The organism is Actinomyces bovis (genome assembly GCF_900444995.1).
GTDB classification, from domain to species: domain Bacteria; phylum Actinomycetota; class Actinomycetes; order Actinomycetales; family Actinomycetaceae; genus Actinomyces; species Actinomyces bovis.
In genome coordinates this window covers 252,810-267,301 of sequence record NZ_UAPQ01000007.1, presented here as the reverse complement: position 1 = coordinate 267,301, position 14,492 = coordinate 252,810, and the positions used below count along the sequence as shown (strand labels likewise).

Sequence of the window (14,492 nt, the reverse complement as noted above, 5' to 3'; positions counted from 1 at the left end):
CCATGGTGCTCCGGCAGTTTCGGCGCTTACAGGTGCCCGACGTCGATCCCAGCCTGCCGCAGGGCGGTGACGATCTGTTCGGCGAGGTCGTCGTGGGCACGCATCTCCTGGTCTGCGCCGTAGACGCCGCCGCAGTTGATGGCGCGGGCGCCAGCGGTGGGGTAGTCGATGCGGGTGGCGGTGCTGCTTGACGCGGCCGAGCCGAGCAGGGACAGGTCTGAGGTGGCCTCGGCCTGGGAGGTGAGGGTCAGCTCTTGGCGCAGATGGAAGTCTTCGCCTGCGGCGCCCGCCAGCAGAAAGGTTTTGGTGCGGCTACCGCGCTCCGCGGTGAGTTGGGTGGCGTCGGGGGTGGAGGTGGTGCTGAGGCGCCAGCCGGCGTCAGTGAAGACGCCCTGCACCAGAGGTAGGACGACGTCGATAGGGGCGTGCGCGAGGTAGGCGGTTAGCGTCGGCATGATCCGAGCCTAAGTGCTGGGCTGCTCCCTGAGTGCGAGAGCCAGATTGGTAAGGAAGCTTGACATGGCGGCCTATGTCAAGCACACTAGACATAGCAGGGAATCCTGATCTCGGTTATCTCAACCATTTGAAGGCGGTCTGATGGACAACTCCGTTCGTGAGCTTCGCGAAGCCAGAGGCCTCACCCAAGCTCAGCTGGGTGAGGCCCTGGGGGTGTCGCGCCAGTCCATTAACTCCATCGAGAAGGGCCGGTATGACCCCTCCCTACCTCTAGCCATCGCTATCGCCCGTTACTTCGATCGGACAGTAGAGGAGATCTTCCAGGCCTGAATCAGCCTCGCGCACAATGCCCACCTCTGCGCACCAGAACCGCCGTCGACGCAACTTCAAGGCCGTAGCTCTGGTGCTGATCGACAGACAGCAGCCAAACAAGATTGTTACCTCATGGGCGCGTTACCATAACAACGGCAAGTAGGCGTTAGGCTCAGATCAGACAAATATGTCCCAAGCCCGGGTGCACCACGCCGCACCCAAGTGCCTGACCGCTGGAGTCGCCCAAACACCGGCGGATGGACTGATCTGAAAGGTGAGCAGAGATGACGGCGCAGCCCCGGACCGTCTGGGAGGATGACCCCGACGGGGCCTCGATCCTTCTGGCCACCGGACGCGCCAGCCACGACCTGCTGGTGGTGGCTGAGCCCGCCTTCCTCACCGAGCTCGACGCCGAATGGGGTCGGCCCCTAACCCGCGCCCGCCTCTCCTTCCTACCGGGTGTGGCTGTGCCCGGAGTACGCGGCCAGGCTGACGACCTGCGCAGCTACGAGCGCGACGGCATGGGCATCCTGGTGGCCCGCGGCCGCAGCGCCATCTTTGAAGGCAAGTCCTCCCACCGCATCCTCGCCCTAGCCCGACTGGCCGCCTCCGCACGCGTGCGCGGTGCCCTGCTGGTCGGCCGCGCCACCTCCCTAGGAGACCCGCGCATCGGTGAAGTGCTGCCCGTGGCCGACCATGTAAACCTCACCGGTTCCCCCTTCTTCACCTCCAAGGGGCGCGTGCGCACCGGCTGGGACGAGGGCTGCCTCAAAGCCATCTCGGGAATCAAGGGCATGGGTGCGCCCACCGGTGTGGCCCTGGTGCCGGGCCCCACTCTGCCCACTCCCCTGGAAGCGCGCATGCTCTCCAGCCTGGGGGCAGATGCCGCCGTAACCGACTCCGTAGCCGAGGCCATGCTCTTGTGCTCCCGCGGAGCGCGGGTGGCTGGGCTCGCAATTGTGGACTCGCAAGTTAGCAGCAGTGGCGCCTCCCGTGGTAAGCGGGCCAATACCCGCCCCGAGCGCTCCGACGCCGTCGCCGAACCGACCGTTCTGGTTTTAGCTGCCATTGAGGCCATGATGGCCTGCCTCAAAGAACCGCAGGCCTCAGCCCAGAAGTAGCTCCGCCGTCGCCGCCAACACCTGGCTGGTACCGCCCTCCACGCGCAGGTCAGCCGCCCCATCCACTGCCGTGGCGCCACGATTCACGACGGCGAGCCGCGCTCCCTTGGCCACCGCCTGGCGCACAATCCACAAACCCGTGAGCACCGTCAGGCTAGTGCCCGCCACCAGCACCACATCGCAGTTCCCCGCAGCCTCCATCGCCAGATCCATGGCCGGAGGCAAGCCCTCCCCAAAAAACACAATGTCAGGCTTAAGGGGACCGCCGCAGTCCTGACAGTAGACCACTTGGAAGTCGCAGGCGGTGGCGGCAGTGCGGTTCGCCTCCGGGGTGATCTCCACGCGGCGAGGGTCGCTTTCACGCGGGTAATGCGGGTTGGCAGCGTACAGACGCTTATCTAAGGCGGAGCGGCTGGTTACGGCCGCACACTCCAGGCAGACCACCCGGTCGTAAGCGCCGTGCAGCTCCCAGACTGTTGCCTGACCCGCGCGCGAGTGCAAGCGGTCCACGTTCTGCGTGGCCACACCCGTCACCAAGCCCGCCTCTTCCAGACGAGCCAAGGCCGCATGTCCCGGCGTCGGGCTGAGCGACTCCAACAGGCGCCAAGTGGCGTGATTGCGCGCCCAAACCCACCGGTACCACAGGGGGTCAGAAACGAATTGGCTGTAATCCACCGGGGAAACCGGGGTGGTCCCAAGGCCCCGATAATCGGGGATACCGGCGTCGGTAGAGATGCCTGCACCCGTGACCGCCAGAGTGCGAGCGCCAGCCATAAGCGCCGCCAAAGCTTGGGCGGCCGCAGTCACCTCAGATTCCTGGGTGCTAGGCGACGGCGTCGTCTCCCTCGGGGCCTCGTTCACAGCGGGCAGCCTTAGTCGCGGGCGAAATGCTCAACGAAGTTGCGGATAATGCGCCCGGACAGGTGCTCAGTGCTGGAACGGGCCAGCTCAAGCACATCGTCGACCAAATCAGGGGTGCCGTAGCCAGCGTCGGTGTACACGGAGGCGCGCTGTGCAAAAAGCTGGCCATCCAATTCAGGATTGAACTGAGTGCCATAGACTCCGCGGCCCACCCGGATCATCTGCACAGGGCAGTCCGGGGAGGAAGCCAATAAGGTGGCGTGCGCAGGAACATCGACGGCGCCCTCGTGGTGGCCCACCAGCACCGTAAAAGTCTGGGGCAGGCCCGCCAGCAGCGGGTCCTCCCGGCCCGCCTCGGTCAGGAAAAGCTCAGTTGTGCCGAAATGCTCACCAAATAGCGGACTCATAGAGGTACCCAAGTAGGTGGCCAGCACCTCCAGACCAAAACCCGTGGCCAGCACCGGAACACTGTCCTTCAGCCCCTGCGCCAAGATCTCGCGGACCTCCTCCTCCACGCGCAGCTGGGTGCGGGTTTTAGAGCCATTCGGGGTGGAAGCGTCATAGGGACTGCCGCCAATAATGACGCCGGAGACATCCTCAGGGTGCAAAGAGGCCAGGATGTCCAACTCGGCGATCTGCACATGCTGGAGTTCCTCACGAGCCAGTCCGCCTTGGCTTAAGAAGGACTCAAACTCCGCCTCCGCCGCCTCCTGCTCGGGGCGGGTGGACACCATGATGAAAGGCTTCATATCACTGACCTTACGGAATAGGGCTGACAACTACCTAAGAGCTTCAGGGCTTGGGATGCGGGGGGGGGGCGGCTAGGTGCTCGCGGGCCCTAGAGCTTTACAAGCGCTAAGCCCCAGGCCCAAATCACGGAGGAAACCAGGCCCACAACCACCCCAGCCCAAGCCATAGTCTCACCGGTGGCCCAAGTGTCGCGCAGACGCCGTAGCCCCCACCAGCCGAGCCCCGCCGCAAGCAGCCCCACAAAGGGCACCGCTGAAAAGAGCGTCACCACTAGCGCGATAAGGCATACGGGGTCTGTGCGCAATGGCGGCGGAGTGTAACCGGGGCCGGAGAAGACGACTGCCGGGTCTAGGTCCTCTGTGCCCGGAAATGGCTCAACCGCAGGCATAGCCTGTGGGGCCGGGGCGCTGGGCGACGTCGTCATAGCCTCATGATGCCTTGAGATGCAGGCTGGGCTCATCCTCCCGGCGGATGAAGTGGCGCCGTCCGGACGCCTGCTGCCGCCCCTGGCCGCCTCCCGCTGCCCCGCCCGGACGCCTGCCACCCGCCTGCCTGCCACCCCGCCCCTCCCGGCCGCGACGCCTGCCCACAGACCCACCGACCCAAATGTTGCCGGACGGTGAAGTCAGTCGGCCTACACTGGTGGCCTGGCAGGTTCTGCCAGGTTCTCCTCAAGGTCCTGCCGCGAGACGTCGGCGTTTTGGAGTTGGCTACCAGCCAGCCGGGACCCGGCGGTACCCCCATCCCCACCGCGACAGGAGACCTTGTGTCAACCTCCTCCACCCCCGAGCGCCCCAGCTGGAAAGGCTGGACCCTGCACGGCGACGGCCGCTCCATCGCCCCCGGTGAGGTCGTTAACCCTGACGAGCGCTTGACCTGGCCGCGCACCATCGGCATTGGTGTGCAGCACGTGGTCGCTATGTTTGGCGCCACTTTCCTGGTGCCCCTTCTCACCGGATTTGACCCCGCCACCACGCTGTTCTTCACCGGCTTCGGCACGCTCCTCTTCCTGCTGGTCACCGCGGGGCGCCTGCCCTCCTACCTGGGCTCTTCCTTTGCCCTGATCGCCCCCATTGGCGCCGTTACCGGTTATATAGCTGATGGTGGAGGCCCCATCGACGCCGCCAAAGCCTCTTTGGCGCAGGGCGGCATCATCGCTGCGGGTGCTTCCTTGGCCCTGGTGGGCGTCTTGGTGCACTTTGCAGGCACGCACTGGATCGACATGCTGATGCCCCCGGTGGTCACCGGCGCGATCGTCTCCCTGATCGGCTTCAACCTGGCGCCTGCCGCCTGGAACAACGTCAAGTCCGCGCCCATCACAGCGGTAGTCACGATTATCTCCATCCTGCTGATCACCGTGCTGTTCAAGGGGATCGTTGGGCGCCTAGCCATTCTCATCGGTGTGCTGATCGGTTACGCCACCGCTTGTGTGCGCGGTGAGGTGGACTTCTCCGCGATTGCTTCAGCGGGTTGGGTGGGGGCTCCAAGCTTCCGTGCCCCTAGCTTTGATGTAACGCTGCTGGGCCTGTTCGTGCCGGTGGTGCTGGTGTTGGTGGCGGAGAATATCGGCCACGTGAAGTCCGTGTCTGCCATGACCGGCCAGAATCTCGACGACGTAACTGGCCGCGCGCTCTTCGCGGATGGCCTGTCCACGGTGCTGGCTGGTGCTGGCGGTGGCTCTGGTACCACCACCTACGCGGAGAATATCGGCGTTATGGCTGCCACCCGCGTGTACTCCACGGTTGCCTACGTCATCGCCGCGCTGACTGCTCTAGGCCTGTCCATGCTGCCTAAGTTCGGGCAGATTATCGCCACTATTCCGGCCGGGGTGCTGGGCGGGGCCGCCACCATCCTGTACGGCATGATCGGCATGCTGGGGGTGCGCATCTGGGTGCAGAACCGCGTGGACTTCTCTGACCCGGTGAACCTGAACACCGCCGCCGTCTCGATGGTGGTAGCCATCGCGAACTACACGCTGGTTTGGGGCGAGATGACCTTCACCGGTATCGCCCTGGGCTCTGTGGCGGCGATCGCCGTCTACCACCTGATGCGCTGGATTTCTAACCTGCGCGGCACCAACCTAGAAGAGGTCTCCCCGGCTTCTGCCCCGGCGGGCGCTGACCTGGACAGCCCCTCCTACCGCGAGCGCCATCGCAAAGTGACGGTCGAGCCGGAGGCCTGAGCCCTCGTTTCGCGGCCTGGCCCCGGTCCTGACAGCCTGATCGTTACGCAGGCCTGTCCCGACCGGGGCCAGCTGACGCAAAATAAAGGTGTTCCTTATCGGTGTTGCTCCACGACGGTCTGAGGCGCTCGTTGTTCCGCAGGTTCGGGACTCTTGCGGCGATCGCCCGCGACCTGGCACCAGCATTGGGGAAGGGATGGCTGAAATGAGCACCTACACCGCGACCGTGACCCGTGAGGGTGAGGCCTGGCTTGCTGAATGCGATCAGGAGCCCACTGCTCACACTTGGGCCACTACGTTAACCGCCCTGCGTCGAGAGATTGCCGACGCCATCATCCTGGCTGCCGATCTGCCGGACGACGTCAGTGTTACCGTCCGCCTGACCGCAGGTGACGGCGTCAACGACGCCGTGGCACGTGCCATCGAGCTTGGCAATCGTCGTGCAGACCTGCGCGCTGCTGAAAATGCCTTGCGTGATGACACTCTCGCCACAGTTCACGATCTGCTTGGTGCCGGTTGGTCCGTGCGTGACGTCGCTGGCGCCGTCGGCCTGACCCCTGGACGTATCGCACAGATCGCCTAGGTTCGTGCGATTGTGCTTGGCCTGCGGGCGGGCTCTGCCTTAGGCACTGGGTGCGGCGGTGGCGACTGCGGGCTTGCAGTCAGCCGGGGCCTGAATTGCCTCACCGGCCGGGATCGCGGCGATGGCTTCCTTGACCTTGACGGTCTGCGAGTAGTTCTTGCCCAGCACCACATTGACGGTTGCCTCACCGGCAGCGATGGTGGGGTCAATCCCCACATAGACATCTGTGTCGAAGGCCCTGGCAATCGTGTAAGCGTTGGTTAGGCCATCAACTCCGGCGGTAATCAGCACGTCGCCGTTGAAGGTGCCGTGGGGCCAGTCAGCCGTGTTGGCCACGCTTAGACCAGCGTCCCGGAAACGGTCCGCCACACCGCCAGCTAGGCCAGCCTGAGCCGTGCCGTTGTAGACGTTGATCTGGATCTGGGCGACGGTGCTGGTGACGGCGCCGTCGGCAGGGCAGGTGCGCACAAGCTTGTCGTTCTTAGGCGACGGGGTGGAGAAGCCGGGCTCATAAGGTGGCGGCACCATGCCGGTCCATACCGTCAGGCCACCGACGGCTATCGCGGCCATAGCCACTAGCACGGCTCCAATGACAGTGGTCTGCCGGTGCTGGAGGCGACGACGGTAAGCGGTGCGGGGATCAGAGGTCACATAGACAGGTTAGTGGATGTGGCGCTTAACGCACTTGGAACCTTGCTCACTGGGGCGCCCCTTTGTGCTGAAAACGCCCGTTTGTGACGAGTTCGCCTGCAGTGCGGGCGTTTTGGTCACAAACGGGCGTTCTGGCGAATGGATGCTACTTGGCCCAGTATTCCCAGCAGGCTTGCCGCGCGGGGGTAGCCCAACGGGTATCCGAGGTGCCCACCTCACCGGTGGCTGCAGAGACCACAAGCGCTGGCAGATTCGGTTCATCGCGGGCAGCACAGTCGTGGCCAAGCATCCACAGCAACGGTCCCAGGTGGCGGGGCAGCACCGCTCCGCCAATCGCTTCACTGAGTTCGCCATAGGTGATGGTCTCTCGATGCTTGGCCACATCCACCAGCACCTCGCGCGCTGCGGCAGTTGCTGCGGCCAGGCGCGGGGTGAGCTGGTGCTGGCGTTCCTTGACGGGGTAACGCTCACCCACCTGCAATGCCAGTTCCACTCCTGTTAGACCCGGCGGCCTGTTTACTGCTGCTTCCGCCTCACTCATGCCCTGAGGCTAGCGCCCAGCTGCCACCCCACCGGCAGTCTCTAAGCCGTCACTGGTGCCACAAGCCGGTAACCGCTGTATCCGCTTTGCTTCAAGTCCGCAACTGTCACGAGTGCGATCCTCAACCGCAAGGAGGCATCGCTCCGCTAGCCTTGCGTTATGAACCGCCGGGAACAATTCGATGAGGCCACCCAACCGCCGCCGCGCATCAAGGCCACCGTTGCGGTCCTCACTTTCCACCGGCCCGAGCAAATCCGCGAGACCGTGCGCCAGCTTTTGGCGCAGGCCCTCGCCGCACCCCGCTGGTGCGAGGTAGACGTTCTGGTGGTTGACAATGACCCTGCAGGCTCTGGCCGCCGTGCCGTGGAGGCCCTGGGGCGTGGCGGCGTGCGCTGCGTCGTCGAGCCCACTCCCGGTATTTCCGCTGGCCGCAACCGTGCGCTGGACGAGTGCCAGTCTGCTGGCCGCGATGTCCTGCTGTTCATGGACGACGACGGCCGCCCCGGCTCAGGCTGGGTGGTCTCCATGATTAAGCGTTGGCGCAAAACTAAGCCTGCGGCGGTGGCTGGCTGGGTGGACACCCGTTACTTAGGGGAGCCCAGTCCTTGGATTCTGGCTGGGGGCTTTTTTGAACGGCGTCGTTTTGAAGACGGCGTGGAGCGGCCGGCGGCGGCTTGCGGCAACCTGCTGCTGGACCTGGAACAGGTGGGTAACCTGCGTTTTGCGCGCAGCCTGGGGCTCAGCGGTGGTGAAGACACGCTTTTCACCCGCATGCTTGTGGCGCGAGGCGGCAAGATCGTATTCGCACCCAATGCCGTAGTGGTGGACCAGGTGGCGGTCAACCGAGTGACTCGCCGCTGGGTGTTGCAACGCCAGCTCAGCCAAGGCAACAGCGCCGGGCTGATGGACCTGTATCTGCGCTCCGGGGTAGGGGCACGCGCCAAAGTGGTGGTCGGTGGTGCTGCCCGCATGGTTGCGGGAGTGGCTAAGGCTGGGATTGGCGCCGTAACCCATGATCTAGCTAAGGATGCAAAGGGTTGGCGGACGGCCTCACGCGGTGCCGGGATGGCGCTGGCAGGGCTGGGCCTGTCTTGGAACGAGTACTCCCGCGAAGGCAAGCGCCTGGTGCGCGCCCCCCGGATCAAGGTGGAGCCTGCGCGCGTGCAAAAGCAGCTTGAGCCGCCTAAACGGCATGAGCCTGCCGAGCCTGCCGACGGCGTCGGAGATGAGGCTGCCAACCAGGATGCTGCCGCAAGTCAGGAGCAAAGCGAATGAGCGCTGTTTCCGCGGTGAAGCGTGCGGTGCGCAGGCCTCTGGATGCTGCCCTGGGCCCCAGCCTGGGGTCGGTGGTGCGGGTGCGCGGTGGAGGGCGCCGCGTAGTGGTGACTTTCGACGACGGACCTCTGCCTGGGGTTACCGAGCAGCTGGTGGAGGTGTTGACGGCGCACCAGATGACCGCCACCTTCTTCATGCTGCTGACCCGGGCCCGCAAAGCGCCGTCCTTGGTGCGGGAGGTAGCGGCTGCGGGCCATGAGGTGGCGCTGCACGGCCTGGACCACCGGCGCATGACCACTCTGCCTGCCGCCGAGGCCACCGAGTGGCTGAAGCGGGGGCACAATGAGCTGCAGGAAATCCTGGGGCAGCCAGTGCGTTGGTTCCGCCCGCCGCATGGCGCGCAGAGCGTAGCTAACCGGATTGCGGCGGGGCGCTTGGGGCTGGCGCCGGTGCTGTGGTCGGGGACCACGTGGGATTGGAAGGATGTCAGTCACGAGCAGCGGGTGGCTAAGGCTATGCGTGATGCTGTGCCGGGGGCGATTCTGCTGGCACACGACGGCGCAGCTGACGCTAGTGACGGGGCGGTGGACTTGCCGGTGACCGGGGTGGATAAGCCGCGGCTGCTGGAAGAAGTGCTGTCGGGACTGGAGTCTCGTGGCTTAGGAGGCTGCTCTTATGGGGCGGCGCTGGCCGCTGGGGCGGTGCCGGTGCGACGCCTGAGCTTTGCCCGTTGATGGGGTGCTGGCGGGCTCAGTCCTGACCACTGTTCATCGCAAGACAATGGGAGCATTGCAGCGATACCCACGGTTCCTTGGGGGCTGCTCTAGAGCCTGTGGGCGTTATTCCGGGCTACGCTGTTCGCGCGAGGCTCCATGGTGTGAGCGCGTGCTTTGCTGTGAAGGGCTTCCAGGACCTCTGCTTTTGTGCCCACTACTGCGGTCGGTTTGTGCTGTGCGAGTTCACGGGCGCGCTCGATTCCGGCACGGACGGACGTAGGGGCACCTAGACGGGCGGCACGCTCTGCGAGTGCCTCGATGCGGGCGGCTAGTTCCTGCGGATCAGTGGGGTGCTGCCGCAGCTTTTCGAGCATCTCGACGGCGCGCGCAGGGTTCCGCCACGCTCCGTCTGGGCTGCGGGTGTTGTCATAGTGGACGGTCCCTGACCGGTCGACAACGCTTATGTGGTGTACCGCAGGGTCGCTTTCGGCAGCCCTTAGAGTTCCTGGTGTTCCCTCAAGGCCAGCGTCGTGCGCCTCTAGTGTGGTCCAGCGGGCCGCCTGTCCGACCTCCAGAGCGCTTAGATAACGGTCTATACATCCGGTCCACGAGTCGGCTGGGCTCACACCTAGCACGACCAGATGTGTTGACGCACCGGCTGTGGCAAATTGGTGAATTGTGCCCAGTGTCGTCTCAGGTCTGCGTAAAGTGCCCTCGACTACAGTCGAGTAGCTGTGCGCGGCGGCGTATTCCAGTGCTTGGCCAACCAACCACGCGGAAAGCTCCGCCGTCTGGCGCGGCATTAACTCTGGGTCTGGGGAGGCGCACAGCTGTGCGTAAGCGGGGTGTTGTCGACGTAGATCATCGCCGATTACCTGCACGAAGCTCTGGCCCGGGTAGAAGCGCCGCAGGGAGGAGTCCAAAGCTCGGGTTTTGCCTGCGCCGGGTTGTGCACCAATCGACAACAGGACCTGGGAAGGTGACGGGGCAGCCGAACTGAACAGCTTCTCGCGCGTGTCACGCCATGCGCGGGCGCGGATAGCCTCGTCGATCATGCAATAGCTCTCTCGCCCTGGGCATAGCGCAGGTAGCGCCACTCGCGATCGAATGCCTTCATCTGGGCGATGATCGCCTCACGGTCGCTAGAGTCTACCGCGCTGCGCTCACGCATCATGCGCATGTCCTCGTCCCTCCAGAACTGCGCCTGTTCCTCGTCGCCTGCGCTTTCGGCGGCATATCCCAAGGCGACGAACTCGCCACCGAGCCGCGTGCCGGTCTCAAAGAAAATGTCGTACAAGACGTTCAGATCTGTGTTCGACCAATCCTTCGTATCGATGTTTGCCATGATCGCGCTCTTTCCATACGACGCTATGACGCTAACGATGCTAACTCAACAGCAGGCTCTTTAGGTACCTAGGTCCGCAATGCGCCATCGGGTGGTAGTCCAGGCTAGGCAAAACAAAACCCCGGAAAGCCGCTGGGGCTCCGGGGTGTTTGTGGCGGAGGATGGGGGATTCGAACCCCCGAGGGCTTGCACCCAACACGCTTTCCAAGCGTGCGCCATAGGCCACTAGGCGAATCCTCCAGGCGCTCCACGCTCCCGCAAACGGGCACGTGCAACGAAACGCGAATATATCTGAAGGGCCCCTGCTGCGGCCACTTTGCCCAGGTGGCATCGGTCACGCAGCCCAGCAAGACCTAGCCAAGCAACCCACGGGACAGTCGGAGACCACAACCCAGCCCAGTTCCCCGTGCAAGCCGACGACGGTGACCACCGTGCCCTAGGTCAGGTACACTCACCCCCGGCCCCTCGTGCGGCGTCATCCAGTGAATCCCCCAGGACCGGAAGGTAGCAAGGGTAAGCGGGCTCTGGCGGGTGCACGGGGGGTCCTCATCTACCCACCCCGGTTCCTACCTGCTGACGACGTCCTGCCGCCAGGCAGTGGTTAGTGTCAGTGCTCCCGTTTAGAGTCGGACTGTGACCACTGCGCTCTACCGTCGCTACCGCCCCGACACCTTCCAGGATGTGATCGGGCAGGACCACGTGACCGTCCCGCTTATGGCGGCCCTGCGCGGTGACCGGGTCACCCACGCTTATCTCTTCTCCGGCCCGCGCGGCTGCGGCAAAACCACCTCTGCTCGCATCCTGGCTCGCTGCCTCAACTGCGAGCAAGCCCCCACAGACTCCCCCTGCGGCAGCTGTCCCTCCTGCCGAGACCTAGCCACCGGTGGCCCGGGCAGCCTGGACGTGGTGGAGATCGACGCCGCCAGCCACAATGGCGTGGACGACGCTCGCGACCTGCGTGAACGCGCGGCCTTCGCCCCCGCCCGTGACCGCTACAAGATCTTCATCCTGGATGAGGCTCATATGGTCACCCCGCAGGGCTTTAACGCCCTGCTGAAGCTGGTGGAGGAGCCGCCAGCACATGTGAAGTTCATCTTTGCCACCACGGAGCCTGAGAAAGTCATCGGCACCATCCGCTCCCGCACCCACCACTACCCCTTCCGCCTAGTCCCGCCAGATGTCCTGGAGGGGTATTTGGCGCACCTTTGCCAGGCTGAGCAGGTGGAGGTTGGTCCCGGCGTCTTCCCCCTGGTTACGCGCGCGGGCGGTGGCTCAGTGCGAGACACCCTCTCCGTCATGGATCAGCTGATCGGTGGCGCGGTTGACGGCTCTGTGGATTACCAGCGGGCCGTCGCGCTGCTCGGTTACACGGACACCACACTCCTGGACCAGTGTGTGGACGCTATCGCGGCGGCCGACGGCGCTGGCGTTTTCCGAGTGGTGGACCGCGTGGTCTCTTCCGGTCATGACCCGCGCCGTTTTGTGGAGGACCTGCTGCAGCGTCTGCGCGACCTACTGGTCATCTCCCTGGCGGGGGAGGAGGCTGGGCCTGCGCTCGGCTCCCTGCCCACCGATGAGCTGGGCCGCATGGAGGTTCAGGCACGCGCCCTCGGTGGGGTGGTACTGTCTCGCGCCGCCGACGCAACTTCCAAGGCCCTAGGGCAGATGGTTGGCGCCACCTCCCCCCGCCTGCAGTTGGAGTTGCTCATGGCCCGGCTCCTAGTGCCGACGACGGCGGGCAGCGCCGTAGGCACTGCTGTTGGCGGCTCCGCACCGGTAGTTGGCGGGCCTGCAGCGGGGCGGCCTGGCGCTGCTGTGGCGCAGCCAGGTGGGGTGAGTGAGTCCCAAGGCCAGCCAGGCCGGAGCGCTGCCATGCGCAGCGAACAGAGTCCCAGGACCCCAAGCGCGAGCCCACAGAAGCAAGGCACTAGGGCGGGCGGCGGCCAAGAGACCACGGCTCAGCGTGGCGCGCAGGCAGCAGTGACTGTGCCCGCCGGTCCCAATCCCTTCCTGCGTGAGGAGCCCCCGGAGGCCCCGGAAACGGGCGCTGCCCGCAGTCAGGCAGCAGACCCAGCATCCAAGGGACCCACGGATGCCCCCTCCCACAATTCGCGACCTGCCCCTGCCGCGCACTCTGAGGCAGATGGCCCCGGCATTCCGGCTGCTCACACTAGCCTAGCTGGGCATACACCTGCTGGTCCTGCCGGTGGTACACCCGCAAATCCGGCCGGTGGCGCGGCTGAGGCGGAGATGATCCGCCAGCGCTGGGGTGAGGTGCTGGAGATCATCAAGCGGGAACGCCGCATGAGTTGGGCCCTAGTCAGCCCTTACGGCCAGCCAGGCACTTTGGAAAACGGTGTCTTCTCGCTCTTACTGCCCTCCCAAGGGCTCATCAGCACCTTTGAGGGTGGCGGTCACGCGCCCGTGGTTGCCACTGCTCTGCATCAGGCCCTTGGCGTGCAGGCCCAAGTGCGCGCCGTGCTTTCAGGGGGTGACGGCGGAGGCGGCGGCAACCAAGGCGGCCCCAACCAGCCCAGCGGCTCACCGGCACCTAAGCCAGCTGCAAAGCAGAACCCGCCCACTGCTACTCGTAGCCCCGCCACCGGGCCCATGAACCCTTTCGCCGCAGCTGCGTCCGAGGCCCCAGCAAGGGCTGAGAAAAATACCGCTGCCAGGTCGGCTTCTTCACCGGGCACCGAGACAAGTTCTCGAAGCACCACCGAGACCAGTGCTGAAGTTCCGGCCTCCGCGCAGGCGCGCGGCGGTAACACCGCCATGCGTTCCCAGCCTCCTGCGGAGCAGGGGAATGCTGCACCAGCACCCAAGCCGAGCCGCCCCACGGCACCGCCTGCCCCGCCCGAATCCACCGCAAGCATCCAGCCGCAGAGGCAGCCGGAAACCCCCAGTGGGGACCCCGGCTTCAACCCCTTTTATGAGTACGAGTCGGACTGGGACGCCCCACCCCCGCCTGACGAATGGCACCCCTCGGCACCATTCCCAGCCCCCGCCGATGACCAAGCGGCAAGCCCTGCCGCAGGCGAGCAATCTCGACCAAGCTCAGCATTCACTGCCAATAAGGCGGCTGCACCCGTCACGAGCCAAGCGGCTGCGCCCGTTGCAGTGCAACAGTCCCGCCCGGCCCAGGCCACCAGCAGCCCCGCTGTTGCCGCTGAGCCGAAGCTCGCCAGCGTGCACCGCCTCCACGCCCTGCCAGACTTGCCCCCCGCCAAACCAAATGCTGGAGACAAGCAGATGGCTAGCGCCCTCGCTCAAGCTGAGGCCGCACCAGAGCCCACGCCGCGCTTCGCACCGCTTGCCCCTGTCTCCTGGTCTGACCCCGCGGACCTGCCCGGAGTCGCCCCCCAATCTCCCGGCGCCCCCAAGGCTGAGGCCACCACCAAGGTTCCCACCGACGCCCCTGCCAGCCAGGCCAGCGGCGTCGCCAAGCAGAGTGCCAGCAGCCCGCAGTCAGCCAGCCCCCAGCACAGTCCTGGCTCTCGTGTGGCCGCTGCCCGCAGCGCCGCCTCCCGGGTCAGCGCCCTGGCTGCCAGCCAAGCTGCCGTCCCCCTGGAAGAGGACATCCCCAGTGAGGACGATGAGGACGCGGAGGAAGCGGGCGTCGTCGGCATTGAGGTGGTCAAGCGGGTGCTGGGTGCCACCGTGATTGAAGAGGTCATCGTGACCCAGGAAGGCAAATAA

At 65.3% G+C, this 14,492-nt stretch carries 15 protein-coding genes, 1 tRNA gene and 1 other RNA gene; 8 read left to right on the top strand and 9 right to left on the bottom strand.

Annotated features, from left to right (window positions below; genetic code table 11):
- Nucleotides 1-26: 26 nt before the first annotated feature.
- On the bottom strand, nucleotides 27-455 hold the full coding sequence (locus tag DR039_RS06780; RefSeq protein ID WP_111836639.1) for a hypothetical protein: 429 nt from the start codon (nucleotides 453-455) through the stop codon (nucleotides 27-29).
- A 142-nt stretch (nucleotides 456-597) separates the two neighbouring features.
- Between DR039_RS06780 and DR039_RS06775 the strand changes: the two genes are divergently transcribed.
- Nucleotides 598-786: a helix-turn-helix transcriptional regulator gene (locus DR039_RS06775; protein WP_111836638.1), complete on the top strand. Its 189-nt coding sequence runs from the start codon at nucleotides 598-600 to the stop codon at nucleotides 784-786.
- Nucleotides 787-1,052: 266 nt separating this feature from the next.
- On the top strand, nucleotides 1,053-1,889 hold the full coding sequence (locus DR039_RS06770) for a nucleoside phosphorylase-I family protein (RefSeq protein ID WP_111836637.1): 837 nt from the start codon (nucleotides 1,053-1,055) through the stop codon (nucleotides 1,887-1,889).
- On the opposite strand, the gene DR039_RS06765 is transcribed toward DR039_RS06770, so the two are convergent.
- The 3 genes from DR039_RS06765 to DR039_RS06755 all read right to left on the bottom strand — a co-directional run bounded on the left by DR039_RS06765 (nucleotide 1,875) and on the right by DR039_RS06755 (nucleotide 3,924).
- Complete coding sequence (locus DR039_RS06765) at nucleotides 1,875-2,663, bottom strand: Sir2 family NAD-dependent protein deacetylase (RefSeq protein WP_111836687.1); 789 nt, start codon at nucleotides 2,661-2,663, stop codon at nucleotides 1,875-1,877. The genes DR039_RS06770 and DR039_RS06765 overlap by 15 nt on opposite strands.
- Before the next feature lie 98 nt (nucleotides 2,664-2,761).
- Entirely contained in the window at nucleotides 2,762-3,499 is a 738-nt protein-coding gene (locus DR039_RS06760) for a glutamine amidotransferase-related protein (RefSeq protein ID WP_111836636.1), read from the bottom strand.
- Between the two features lie 89 nt (nucleotides 3,500-3,588).
- A complete protein-coding gene (locus DR039_RS06755) occupies nucleotides 3,589-3,924 on the bottom strand; it encodes a DUF4190 domain-containing protein (protein ID WP_111836635.1) in 336 nt (111 codons plus the stop codon).
- A 342-nt stretch (nucleotides 3,925-4,266) separates the two neighbouring features.
- Here DR039_RS06755 and DR039_RS06750 point away from each other — a divergent pair, with 342 nt between their 5' ends.
- Nucleotides 4,267-5,682: a uracil-xanthine permease family protein gene (locus DR039_RS06750; protein ID WP_172458369.1), complete on the top strand. Its 1,416-nt coding sequence runs from the start codon at nucleotides 4,267-4,269 to the stop codon at nucleotides 5,680-5,682.
- Between the two features lie 205 nt (nucleotides 5,683-5,887).
- On the top strand, nucleotides 5,888-6,265 hold the full coding sequence (locus tag DR039_RS06745) for a hypothetical protein (protein ID WP_111836685.1): 378 nt from the start codon (nucleotides 5,888-5,890) through the stop codon (nucleotides 6,263-6,265).
- 39 nt (nucleotides 6,266-6,304) lie between these two features.
- On the opposite strand, the gene DR039_RS06740 is transcribed toward DR039_RS06745, so the two are convergent.
- Together DR039_RS06740 and DR039_RS06735 are read right to left on the bottom strand one after the other, a co-directional pair.
- Complete coding sequence (locus DR039_RS06740) at nucleotides 6,305-6,916, bottom strand: LytR C-terminal domain-containing protein (protein ID WP_111836634.1); 612 nt, start codon at nucleotides 6,914-6,916, stop codon at nucleotides 6,305-6,307.
- Between the two features lie 145 nt (nucleotides 6,917-7,061).
- Nucleotides 7,062-7,457: a hypothetical protein gene (locus DR039_RS06735; RefSeq protein ID WP_111836633.1), complete on the bottom strand. Its 396-nt coding sequence runs from the start codon at nucleotides 7,455-7,457 to the stop codon at nucleotides 7,062-7,064.
- A gap of 159 nt (nucleotides 7,458-7,616) precedes the next feature.
- Here DR039_RS06735 and DR039_RS06730 point away from each other — a divergent pair, with 159 nt between their 5' ends.
- The gene (locus DR039_RS06730; RefSeq protein WP_111836632.1) at nucleotides 7,617-8,732 is read left to right on the top strand and encodes a glycosyltransferase family 2 protein; all 1,116 of its coding nucleotides are present in this window, start codon (nucleotides 7,617-7,619) and stop codon (nucleotides 8,730-8,732) included.
- Complete coding sequence (locus DR039_RS06725) at nucleotides 8,729-9,466, top strand: polysaccharide deacetylase family protein (RefSeq protein WP_111836631.1); 738 nt, start codon at nucleotides 8,729-8,731, stop codon at nucleotides 9,464-9,466. Before DR039_RS06730 ends, DR039_RS06725 begins: the two co-directional genes overlap by 4 nt.
- Nucleotides 9,467-9,555: 89 nt before the next feature.
- Here the strand turns inward: DR039_RS06725 and DR039_RS06720 are convergent, their stop codons facing one another.
- From DR039_RS06720 to DR039_RS06710, 3 genes are all read right to left on the bottom strand, one after another.
- A complete protein-coding gene (locus DR039_RS06720) occupies nucleotides 9,556-10,503 on the bottom strand; it encodes a zeta toxin family protein (protein WP_111836630.1) in 948 nt (315 codons plus the stop codon).
- A complete protein-coding gene (locus tag DR039_RS06715; protein ID WP_111836629.1) occupies nucleotides 10,500-10,793 on the bottom strand; it encodes a hypothetical protein in 294 nt (97 codons plus the stop codon). The genes DR039_RS06720 and DR039_RS06715 overlap by 4 nt, the downstream gene beginning before the upstream one ends.
- Nucleotides 10,794-10,945: 152 nt before the next feature.
- Nucleotides 10,946-11,033: transfer RNA gene (locus tag DR039_RS06710), tRNA-Ser, on the bottom strand.
- A gap of 216 nt (nucleotides 11,034-11,249) precedes the next feature.
- Between DR039_RS06710 and ffs the strand changes: the two genes are divergently transcribed.
- Together ffs and DR039_RS06700 are read left to right on the top strand one after the other, a co-directional pair.
- An RNA gene (ffs, locus tag DR039_RS06705) (signal recognition particle sRNA small type) lies at nucleotides 11,250-11,344 on the top strand.
- 82 nt (nucleotides 11,345-11,426) lie between these two features.
- Nucleotides 11,427-14,492, top strand: a complete 3,066-nt coding sequence (locus tag DR039_RS06700) for a DNA polymerase III subunit gamma and tau (protein ID WP_111836628.1) — start codon at nucleotides 11,427-11,429, stop codon at nucleotides 14,490-14,492.